Origin of the sequence: Bartonella callosciuri (assembly GCF_014203215.1) — a bacterium.
GTDB lineage: Bacteria > Pseudomonadota > Alphaproteobacteria > Rhizobiales > Rhizobiaceae > Bartonella > Bartonella callosciuri.
Genome location: NZ_JACHIM010000004.1, coordinates 36065 through 46887 on the forward strand (window position 1 = coordinate 36065; position 10823 = coordinate 46887).

Below are 10823 nucleotides of genomic sequence, written 5' to 3' on the forward strand. Positions count from 1 at the left end.
TAAAAAACTGTGTCATGCTATAGATTTTAATAAAAGGTCTTTATCCTTAAAACCTCGGATAAAAATCGTCTTCCATCATCACCGAGAATACCAACATATTCATTTCCAATATGAAAAGATATGCCACTTAAAACTGTTTTGCTTAAAATCGCTCTAGCAAAGATTAAAAAAATTTATCATGCTTGAAAATAAACCAGTAAAAACGCGTAAAAGAACTTTTTGAGAAAACATCAAACATTGTTCTAACAACAAAGCCAGCACTTATTTTTTTAAAGTTTCTGGTTATAAACTCTCTCTTTTCCAACACTATTATTTAGAATGCCGATCATTGCAACACCATCACCTTCTCATCTTCTTACGCTCCTCTGGTCAAAAGAAGAGAAATTAAAATCTACCTTTTTCAAAATTTGCATGGGTGCCTATAATTGGCAAAAAAATAACGACTATAAAAAAACAGTAATATTTAAAAAATATTTTCGTTATTATTTTACCTTAAACTGCATTCTCTCTTTCTTTCAATACAAATATTTCTCACAAAATATCTAAGTAAACATTTTAAAAAGAAGAAAATAAAACAAAAATAGAAGTATTAACTCTTTTTGTAAGTTAATAGATTTTATATTTTCATATAAAGCAAAAATGAAAACAAGACATAATAATAAGATCACAACTCAAACTTGCAAGCTACCTCAAAACTGGTAAAAAGATAGGTAAAAAATAACAGAAAAAAGGCTTAAAAAAAACCTTCTTGACCCACTCATATTGACAGAAAAACCATCAACAACGAAAAATCTTTTGGAATATTAATATGAGTGTCAAGCATTCATACTTCAAGATTCTCAAAATCAAAATGGAATTGCCAATTCCATATTATATTATAAATCTCAAAAACCTTTAAAAGATACATTGTAGAATAGAAAAAAACAATGACACGTACTAAGCGCTTTCAATCACAAATCAAAGAAATCATATATTGTGATTTTTTTCCTCAATATATAAAGAACCATTGAGATGAAGTAAGAGAGATTTTAATAAATTAAAAGGCAGCAGACTATACTGCCTTTTGCACAAAAGTATACATTATATCTTATCAAAAAAGGCGGCGCAAACCAGCAGAAAAACTCGCTCCTGAAAACCCTGCTTTGGTAAACCGATGCTGATAAGTTATATCTCCATGAAGTGCAAATTTTAAAGACAATTGCGCATTAAAAACCACGCCCCCTTCTAGGGAAAAGCCGAAAACACCTACATGGAAATCTTTTTTAAAATACACAGACTGTCTATCGTAAAAACTATGCGAAAGATAAAACCTACCATAGAAGGAAATAACCTGACTCTTTTCAGAAGCAGAAACAATCTTAGTTAAACGCCACCAACACATACAGCTCATTGATCAAATTTTCCCAGATCAACATCAAGATTGTCAACATCATGCACGCGATCAAACTGAAGATTCTGGTAAATAAGCTGAATCTGTGGGTCAAAAAAACACCCTTATGTCTCATTATAAAGGTTTTACCGCTGGTCAAGGAAGCACTAAGCTGTTTACCCTTTAACGTTGCTGTCTTACCCCGGAAAAGAGTGAAAACATCTCCTCTAAAAAGACCACAAGAGAACACTCCATCCATAGAAACACCTCTATCATGCTGTAGACTTCCATAAGCAGCAACAGACCATTTATCAAATGTACTCTTTTTGCTGTAGTCAACATCTAGAGGATGGGGAAAGAGGTTTCCATAAGTTCCCATAATTCCAAAGAATTTGCGGCTGTATAAACTCTCAATTTCCTTCAGCACAACACCTGCTTCCAGTGCAGTATAATCGAGTTCGGCTCCATACCTATATTCAAAAGCAGACAAATCCGAAGCATAATGATGGGTTCCACCATAACCACGAACAAAAAATGCCGAATCTTCATCACTTTTCAAAAAACGATGAGAAGTGCTTCGCATTGTCTCCAATTTTTTATTTTGAGAAGTAAGATCCATCAAGCCAGCATGGAATAAGGCATTTGGAAACAGAAGATAAGTTGGCAATTGCGGAACAACAGCCATAATTCCTGGCTCAGGACAAATATCAAGCTTAACCGGAACGGGGGAATAGGCGAAGGATCTATCGGATCAGATGACTCAGATAGAGAAGGTGTAGGTGAGACAGGTGTAGATGGAGTGGGAACAGGGTCTATAGGTGTAGGATCTCCTGGAGTAGATGGCACAGATGGAGAAGGTGTAGGTGAGACAGGTGTAGATGGAGTGGAAACAGGGTCTATAGGTGTAGGATCTCCTGGAGTAGATGGCACAGATGGAGAAGGTGTAGGTGAAACAGGTGTAGATGGAGTGGAAACAGGGTCTATAGGTGTAGGATCTCCTGGAGAAGATGGCACAAATGGAGAAGGTGTAGGTGAGACAGGTGTAGATGGAGTAGGAACAGGGTCTATAGGTGTAGGATCTCCTGGAGAAGATGGCACAAATGGAGAAGGTGTAGGTGAGACAGGTGTAGATGGAGTGGGAACAGGGTCTCTAGGTGTAGGATCTCCTGGAGCAGATGGCACAGATGGAGAAGGTGTAGGTGAGGCAGATGTAGATGGAGTAGGAACAGGGTCTATAGGTGTAGGATCTCCTGGAGCAGATGGCACAGATGGAGAAGGCGTAAGTGAGACAGGTACAATCTCGGAAGAATCCGATTGAAAACCAACATAGACAGCTTCAAGACGAAAATTCCAAAACCTTCCATCACCTGCAACTAATCTATTCTTCGGGTCAGCTTCTCCAAAAGAGGAACTTGGACCATAACCACGAAGATAATATTGATAAGGAAAACCATTTACAGTCGTATAAGTATTGGCTAATTTAAAAGAATCTTCTTGTGCTGTTCCAGAAACTTGAACAATTGAAATTGCTTTGGCTTCCTCCATCACTTATGTTTTTTTTCGAAATTTTTGAAAAATTCTGCATATGGATCACAGAGGTTCCAGAAACATCACCATAGATCAAAATACGATCAGTTTTTTGAGGATCAAACAAACCATCATTATTCAAAAATGCACTAAGCTTAATCTGAACATTCCCCTCTGCACTGTATGCTTTGTCATAGTATGCTCCCCCGTATTGTTCACTCCCAATGCGCAGTATTTGATAACCCTTTGATGCATTCTGATTGAAAACAAGTGTACTATCAGAAAGACTTATAGATGAAAGTGATGAAGCTGTAGAATCTGATTTATGCAAATCTTTATATTTGCTTTTGGTGAAAGACCATGTCGAACCACACATTAACTGTAAGTCAGCCACAGCCATCTCTCCCACGCGAATAGCTCCTGTGAGTGAAGAATCATGAGCTTTAATAGTTATAGAAGAGTTTTTTCAGCTTCTAACAATAAATCACCGGAGATTTTTGTTTTTGATAATTCAAGCGTAACCTTAACCCCATGACCATTAAACCTAGTAGCATAAATAGCCGTACCATCTGGAACTCCAAAAGTTGTATCTAACAAATGAACAGATACCATCCCCATAGTGATTCTTGGCTCTTTTGAAACATCTTTTTATCCGTAATATTCGGCCACTGTAGTGGAATCTAACAGATCAAAATAAAGTCCATAAGTTCCCCTCCCCTGCACAGAAATATTTGACCTTTCAATCTTAATATCTGTCTTCTTAAAGATATCTGATGAACCATACTGTTGAATAAGCTGGCCTCTGCTATTTATAAAACCTGAAAATTTTTAATTATGAAACCATGCATATCGGTGTCAGTTGAAGAGACACATCCCTCAAATGAACATCTCCACCTTGATAAACCTCAAAAGCTTGGGGTAATGAACTTACATCTCTATCACCAACTATAGAGCTTTCCTTTTTTCCTTGTCCATTATTGTAGTGTTATAGAGAAGATACCTCCCCCCCTGAACCGTGTTAAAAACGAACCGCTCTCCTTAAAATTAAATGTGCTACCTGATATCCTAACAAATGCACCAAAACCACTAACAATACCTATACTTCTCGTATTCAAATTGCCTGGCTCAATCTCAACATTTATACGAACTAAAGCAATATCAGCTTTTCCCCCCAATGCATAAACAGCTTGCAAACTCCCCTGAATAGACCCGTCTGTCATGCTAATAACTGCATCCTGAGCACGAAGACCAGGTATATCCTTAAAATGTGAATTCGTTAGAATAAGCTCTCCACCATCTGTCATAGACGCACCATATGCAGATATTCTTTCTGGATTATCGCCTAAAACATTTATCTGATATGCATCAACAACTGTGCCTTGCTTTCCTACATAGACGTCAGAAATGGGAGAAAAAACAAGATTTTCTCCCTGAGAACTTGTTAAATGATAGGTTTTATTTTCGATTTTGTGTTTTTCACCATCATCACATTCGTAAAACTGAGCCTCTGAATTAGACAAAACCACAGAAGCCTCATTTGCATTAACATCTACGATCTCTAATAAAAAAGAATAATCGTTGCACATGAAGATAAAAACAAATAATTTTTAAATATTTTTATCATAGCTCTATTGTATAAAACCCCTCTTACTTTTTAAAAGTGAATAATAACTACAATAATAATTTAAATCTGTAACTAAAAGCGGTATCGTAGACCTCCGGAAACACTCACTCCCGAAAAACCAGATTTGCCAAGCCGCTGCTGATAAGTCATGTCTACATGAAATGCAAAATTTGAGGACAATTGGGCATTAAAACCCAACCCAGATTCTAGAGAAGAACCAAAAGCACCTAACTGGAAAGCATCTCCCAAATGCACAAATTGTTTTTCCCCAAAGCTACGAGTAAGATGAAACTTGCCATTGAAAGAAACAACACACCCCTCTTCAGAGGCAGCAAGTGTTTTTGTTAAACGTCCACCAACACGCATCACCCACTGGTCCGGTTTTTCCATCTCAATATCAAAACTATCGATATCAGATGCCTTATCAAATTGTAAATTTTGATAAATAACCTGAATTTGCGGATCAAAAACAAGACCTTCATGTCCTGTCATAAACGCTTTACCAACAGTCAATGAAGCATTCAGAGGATTGCTTTTTAATGTTGCTGTCTTGCCCCTTGCAAGAGTGAGAACATCACCTTTAAACAAACCATAAGAAAAAAGACCATCCACATAAAAGCCCGCGTCATGCCGCATGCTGCCATAGGCTGTAACCGACCATTTATCAAACGTACTCTTTTGGCTTTGTTCAACATCTTGGGGGTGTAGAGAAAGTTTTCCATAAGTTCCCATAACTCCAAAGGATGTAGAATGACGTGCACCCTCAATCACCTTTAGCAAAACACTCGCTTCTACAGCACTATAATCAAGATTGCCTCCATAGCCATATTCCAATGCGGATAAATCTGAGACATAACGGTGACTTCCGCCATAACCACGCACAAAAAAGGCAGGTTTTTCACCGTTTTTCAAAAGATCTTCAGACCCAGCCCACAGTTTTTCCAGCTGCTTGTTTTGATTGCTAACATCCATCAAGCCAGCATGAAACAAAGCATTTGGTAAGAGTAGATAGGTCGGAACTTGCGGAACAACTGCACTAATGCCCACCTCAGGATCAAAAACTGAAGAATCAGAATCAAATACTATGGAATTATAACCAGTGCTAGCTTCAACAGAACGAGGTTTACGGCGAAGAGAAACACTCTTTTTTAACTTAGAAGAAAATGTAGGGGAATTTCGCGTGATATATTGACGTTCAAGACGGAAATCCCAAAAATCCCCATTCCCTTTAATCAATCTGTTCTCATTTTTTGCCTCTTTCGGACCATAAGCATGAAGAATATATTTATAAGGTGAGCCCTTCAGCACTGCATAACCACCTGGCAATTTAAAGGAACTTTCCTCTGCTTTTCCATAAACCTGAATAATTGAAATACTCTGATTATTTTCGCTATAGTTCTTTTTTTCTCCTGAAACTGCTGAGACACCTCGTACATGCACTGTCGTTGTTCCAGAAACATTCCCATAAATCAAAACCCGATCCGTCTTGTTCCTCTCTTTTTGATTATCTGCAGTGAAATATGTATTTACATAAAGACGTGCACCAGCTTCCGCAATGTAAACATAATCTAAAGAATCCGTAGCTAATCCTGTTCCGATATGAAGTGTTTGATAAGTACCAGCTGTTGGTGTCGTAAAAAAAATAGAACTACCAATGAGCTTTATAAATGAAACAGACGAATCTCCAAATTGCCCATCTCGTAAATTACTCTTTTTGCTTGGCCTCAAAGTCCATCGTGAATTATTAGATAATTCAAATTCAGTATAAGAACCGCTATCAACGCGTGCCCCCCCTACAAGAGAAGAAGCATTAGCTTCAACTCTTATAAATGAGTGATTTTTAGCCTCTAACAAAAGATCACCAGAGATACTGGAACCATCTAATAAAGAAAGAATAAGATATCTTCTAGCATCATCAATATAAACAGCTGCACTGTCTGGGACATTTAAGATGCTCTTCTTAAACTGCAGATCTCCTAACTGAACCCTTAATTCTCCTTCTTCATATTCATCTTGTGAAGAACTCCCCCGAAAATAGAGACCATAGGATTTAGTTCCTTTAACCTTGACCTTTAAGTTTTCAGCAACAACCCTCGACATATCTAACTTGCGTAAATCGAACTGTGGAGTCTGGTCAAGACTGGAAGTCCATGGTAAACTTTCACCTGCTATCCCATGGACATCGGTAACATTAACGTTACTGTTCTTAATAAAAAGAGAACCACCTTGCTGCACCCCAAAAACTGTGTGAGATACACTATCATCACTGCTATTTGCTTCTTTATTTTCTGTGATAACAAACACATTCTCCAAAACAGTTATTGTCTTTTTGGGTGCAAACACCTCTGAGGTAATCGTTTCAGAGTTTTTAAATTGCAAAATCTCCCCAGTGTGTGAATTCGTCTTTTTTTCTGCCCTAATAACTTCAGACTTTTTTATGATCATAGCATCAAGAGAACCTATATCAAAATTATTTTGATACAATACACCATCACTACTAAGATCATCACATGAATACACCTTAAGAAGAGGACCACAAAAAGGTTTATCTTGCGCCTTAGCATTTATATTTTGCATGAAAAAAAAAACAGACGTTGTAAGAACGCATAAACATACATGACTTTTTAATACTTTAATCATAATTAACTTTAAACTTTCTTTTCTGATCCTCATTAAAAACTGAAGAGGCAAATCTATAAATAAATCCATTATGTTTCATTGAAATAATCTGATTTGGATTATGTGTAAAGTTGAAATTTAAAAATACTAAAAAAGACACAATATAAATTTGTAACTTTCATAAAAAATTCGCCATAATACAGCTGAAAAACAATGTTGAATTCACAAGAAAAGCAGTTATTTAAAACAATTTATCAGTTTACACAGGTCGTAAAAATCGCTAGAAAAGTGGGATTTAAAAACCCTTATGCATAAAAAAGCTTAACTTAGTTTTTTTAAGAAAGAAGAAAATAAGTACTACTAAAAACACATTTTAGACATATTAAAAGACTTGTTCTCAAAATTGCTAACAAAACTGAAAGAGAAAAAAGCCACAAACGTAGCTTGTGGCTTTTAAAAGAATTTATCAAAAACACAATCAAATTAGAAACGGTAGCGCATTCCGCCAGAAAAACTGATTCCAGAAAAACCAGCCTTGCTAAGCTTATGTTGATAAACAAGATCACCCTTAAGGGAAAACTTTGAAGAAAGTCGAGCATTAAAACCAAAGCCAGCTTCTAGAGAAGAACCAAAAGCACCCAATTTGAAAGTATCTTTAAAATGCACAGATTGTGCCTCCTTTAAACCATGGGTAAAATGAAGCCTTCCATTGAAAGAAATAACACCCTCCGTTTGAGATGTAGTCAGTGTCTTAATCAAACGCCCACCAACACACATGAGCAACTGATCAAGTTTACCCATATCAATATCAAAACCATCAATATCAAACGCTTTATCAAATTGCAGATTTTGATAAATAACCTGAACCTGCGGATCAAAAACAAGGTCTTTATGCCCTATCACAAACGCTTTACCAGCAGCCAACGAAACACTAAAAGGATTACCCTTCAATGTTGCTGTCTTGCCCCGTAGAAGAGTGAGAACATCACCTTTAAACAGACCATAGGATACAAGACCATCCACATAGAAACCCGCACCATGCTGCATACTGCCATAGGCTGTGATAGACCATTTATCAAACGCACTTTTCTTGCTTTGTTCAACATCTAGAGGTTGTAGAGAAAATTTTCCATAAGACCCCATAACCCCAAAGGACACAGTAATGCCGGGATTTTCAATTGTATGCAGCAAAGCACTTGCCTCTACAGCATTATAAGTAAGATTGCCTCCATAGCCATATTCCAATGCGGATAAATCTGAAGTATAGTGGTAATTCCCACCATAACCACGTAAAAATAAAGCATGATTTTCATGAACTTCTAACATTCCAGTAGAAATGGTTCGCTGTATCTCCAATTGCTTGTTTTGATTACTGATATCCATCAAACGAGCATGGAACAAGGCATTTGGCAAAAGTAGATAAATCGGAACTTGTGGAACAACATCCTTAACCCTCTCCTCAAAATTAGCCTTAATATATTTATTCTCTAAACGAAAATCCCCAAAATCACTATTACCTGGAACTAATCTTTGATCAGAACTAGGCTTAATTGCAGGCTGAAGACTAGGCTTCATATATCTATTCTCTAAACGAAAATCCCAAAAATCACCATTTCCTGCAACTAATCTTTGAGATGAATCCGCTTTCCCTAGGTGAGATCCTGGTCCATAAGCATAAAGCCTATATTGATAAGGCAAACTTTCCAATGCAACGTAACCACCTTCCAGCTGAAAAGAATCTTCGCTTGCTTCTCCAGAAACCTGAATAATGGAGATTCCCTCTCTATTTCCGCCTTGTCCTGTAGATCCCCCTGGACTTCCAGGAACGCTTTGCACATGTACTGTTGTTTTTCCCTCAATATCACCATAGATTAAAAGTCGATCGGTTTTTTGATCCTGAAGAGCACCACCCTGATTCAAATATGTGTTGAGATAAAGATGCACCTTACCTTGGGCCTTATAAACTTCACCTATTCCTTTTCCAATACGGAGTATTTGATAATTACCAGCTGCACTGAACTGCGGTTTTTCAAAAAGAAGAGAACTATCCGTAATATGTATCAATGAAATCGATGAATCACCTATAGAGCCAGAATTTCGCAAATTTTCATTTTTCGGTCGCGATAAAGTCCATTTTGAACCATCCCTTAACCGAAGTTCAACAGTAGAACTTTCATCAACACGAGCTCCCCCTACAAATATCGAGGAATCAGCTGAAACTTTCATATAAGAGCCATCATCAGCCTTCAGCAATAAATCTCCAGAAATTTTAGAATTCTCTAAAAGTTTAATAAGGCTACCGGATTTTCTGCTATAGATAGCCGTACTATTTGGAACCATCAACACAGTGTTGTACAAATTAACACTTCCTCTTTTAGGTAAGTTTTCTCTTGGCAAACCTTCAAATAGCGTGCTTTCCCCCCAAAAAGTATAGAGCCGCTCTTTGACATAAGAATTTGCCTTTTTCTTATTTTCGCTCTTTTGCTCCTCAACAAAACGGAAGCCATAAGATGCATTACCCTCCACCATAACAGTGGAGTCTAAAATATCAATATAGCTAGCATCTCCATGAAATGAAACGCCATGAGCATTTGCAACCTTAACTTTACCTTCCTTAAACTTAATATAACCACCATTTTCGAACATATGAAAAACTGAATTTTTATTATGCCTGTCTACATCAGTTTTGTGACTCCCCTTTTCGGTAATGGAAACACCCGTTAAATAGACCATTCCCTCCTTTCCTGTTTGAACGCCGCTACCATTTGTAAGATCAATCGCTCCTTTTTCTATTTCAACTCTTCCAGAATTATTTGCAATTATACTGTATTTCCAAAAGCTTTTTTCCAACTTATCAGCACTCGAAGCATCTCTAATAATTATATTTTCCCCTTTAAACCCTGTCCCTTCTCCAGATACTTCTATGGCTACCTCTTCAGCACTTTCCCCATGAGTTTTCTGGTAAGTTTTATTTAATATTTCATATGTCTTACCATCATTACACCGATAAAATGTGGTATCTTCATTACAGAAATCCTTACTATTTTTCGCATCACCACTAACCCTATTAGTTTGAACTGTAGAACTTTCAGCTTGTACCTTTGCATCTGCATTGTGTGTAAAAAGAAGAATAGCTGTAGTAAAAGCACATAAAGAGAAATAATTTTTAAATATTTTGACCATGATTCCGCCGTAATTTTTATCTCGTCTTACAAAGAATATATGTTCTGGCAAACTACCTTGAACACGTAAAATAAATTTAACACACAATGTTAAAAATATCTTATATTAAATAATATATTTTGTATTATTTATAATCCAAAACAGTTCTTGTAAATTTGCAATAATTAAAATGCGTGCTTTAGCTGTTTCCTGTAAATAAACATTCAGCCCTAACACAGTCCCAATACTTAAGTACCCTACGAGCTGTATCAGCTTTTATCTACTCAATAAGAAAGAATATTGTGAACATTTATTTGAGTAAGTTCTGAAATAAAAAGTCAAGCCCACTTTAGCAGAATATGAAGGTGTAAAGGTGAAAGTCATCAGCCATCTTTTCCCTTTCATTCCGCCTTATAACTTTCAAAAGCATCTCAAACCATATTTTTAAATAATAGAAGTTATTAAGATACTAAAACTTTTGTTTTTTGCGTTCTTTAATGAGATCACACTCCTCACGAAGAA

The 10823-nt window shown here is 36.6% G+C and carries 8 protein-coding genes; 1 reads left to right on the forward strand and 7 read right to left on the reverse strand.

What is annotated here, in order from left to right; genetic code table 11:
- Nucleotides 1-1090: 1090 nt before the first annotated feature.
- On the reverse strand, nt 1091-1390 hold the full coding sequence (locus tag HNQ69_RS08235; RefSeq protein ID WP_343056849.1) for a hypothetical protein: 300 nt from the start codon (nt 1388-1390) through the stop codon (nt 1091-1093).
- Entirely contained in the window at nt 1359-2054 is a 696-nt protein-coding gene (locus HNQ69_RS08240; RefSeq protein ID WP_343056850.1) for an autotransporter domain-containing protein, read from the reverse strand. Before HNQ69_RS08240 ends, HNQ69_RS08235 begins: the two co-directional genes overlap by 32 nt.
- Between HNQ69_RS08240 and HNQ69_RS07880 the strand changes: the two genes are divergently transcribed.
- Entirely contained in the window at nt 2037-2687 is a 651-nt protein-coding gene (locus HNQ69_RS07880; protein ID WP_343056851.1) for a hypothetical protein, read from the forward strand. The genes HNQ69_RS08240 and HNQ69_RS07880 overlap by 18 nt on opposite strands.
- Before the next feature lie 162 nt (nt 2688-2849).
- On the opposite strand, the gene HNQ69_RS04785 is transcribed toward HNQ69_RS07880, so the two are convergent.
- From HNQ69_RS04785 to HNQ69_RS04805, 5 genes are all read right to left on the reverse strand, one after another.
- A complete protein-coding gene (locus HNQ69_RS04785) occupies nt 2850-3290 on the reverse strand; it encodes a hypothetical protein (RefSeq protein WP_183228935.1) in 441 nt (146 codons plus the stop codon).
- Between the two features lie 56 nt (nt 3291-3346).
- The gene (locus HNQ69_RS04790; RefSeq protein WP_183228936.1) at nt 3347-3514 is read right to left on the reverse strand and encodes a hypothetical protein; all 168 of its coding nucleotides are present in this window, start codon (nt 3512-3514) and stop codon (nt 3347-3349) included.
- 356 nt (nt 3515-3870) lie between these two features.
- Complete coding sequence (locus HNQ69_RS04795) at nt 3871-4422, reverse strand: hypothetical protein (RefSeq protein WP_183228937.1); 552 nt, start codon at nt 4420-4422, stop codon at nt 3871-3873.
- 170 nt (nt 4423-4592) lie between these two features.
- On the reverse strand, nt 4593-7160 hold the full coding sequence (locus HNQ69_RS04800; protein ID WP_183228938.1) for an autotransporter outer membrane beta-barrel domain-containing protein: 2568 nt from the start codon (nt 7158-7160) through the stop codon (nt 4593-4595).
- A 462-nt stretch (nt 7161-7622) separates the two neighbouring features.
- Entirely contained in the window at nt 7623-10322 is a 2700-nt protein-coding gene (locus tag HNQ69_RS04805; RefSeq protein ID WP_183228939.1) for an autotransporter outer membrane beta-barrel domain-containing protein, read from the reverse strand.
- Nucleotides 10323-10823: the final 501 nt, after the last annotated feature.

Coding starts and splice junctions, on each gene's coding strand:
- HNQ69_RS08235 (WP_343056849.1), bottom strand. CDS start 1,390: ATGAGCTGTATGTGTTGGTGGCGTTTAACTAAGATTGTTTCTGCTTCT.
- HNQ69_RS08240 (WP_343056850.1), bottom strand. CDS start 2,054: ATGGCTGTTGTTCCGCAATTGCCAACTTATCTTCTGTTTCCAAATGCC.
- HNQ69_RS04790 (WP_183228936.1), bottom strand. CDS start 3,514: ATGGGGATGGTATCTGTTCATTTGTTAGATACAACTTTTGGAGTTCCA.
- HNQ69_RS04800 (WP_183228938.1), bottom strand. CDS start 7,160: ATGATTAAAGTATTAAAAAGTCATGTATGTTTATGCGTTCTTACAACG.
- HNQ69_RS04805 (WP_183228939.1), bottom strand. CDS start 10,322: ATGGTCAAAATATTTAAAAATTATTTCTCTTTATGTGCTTTTACTACA.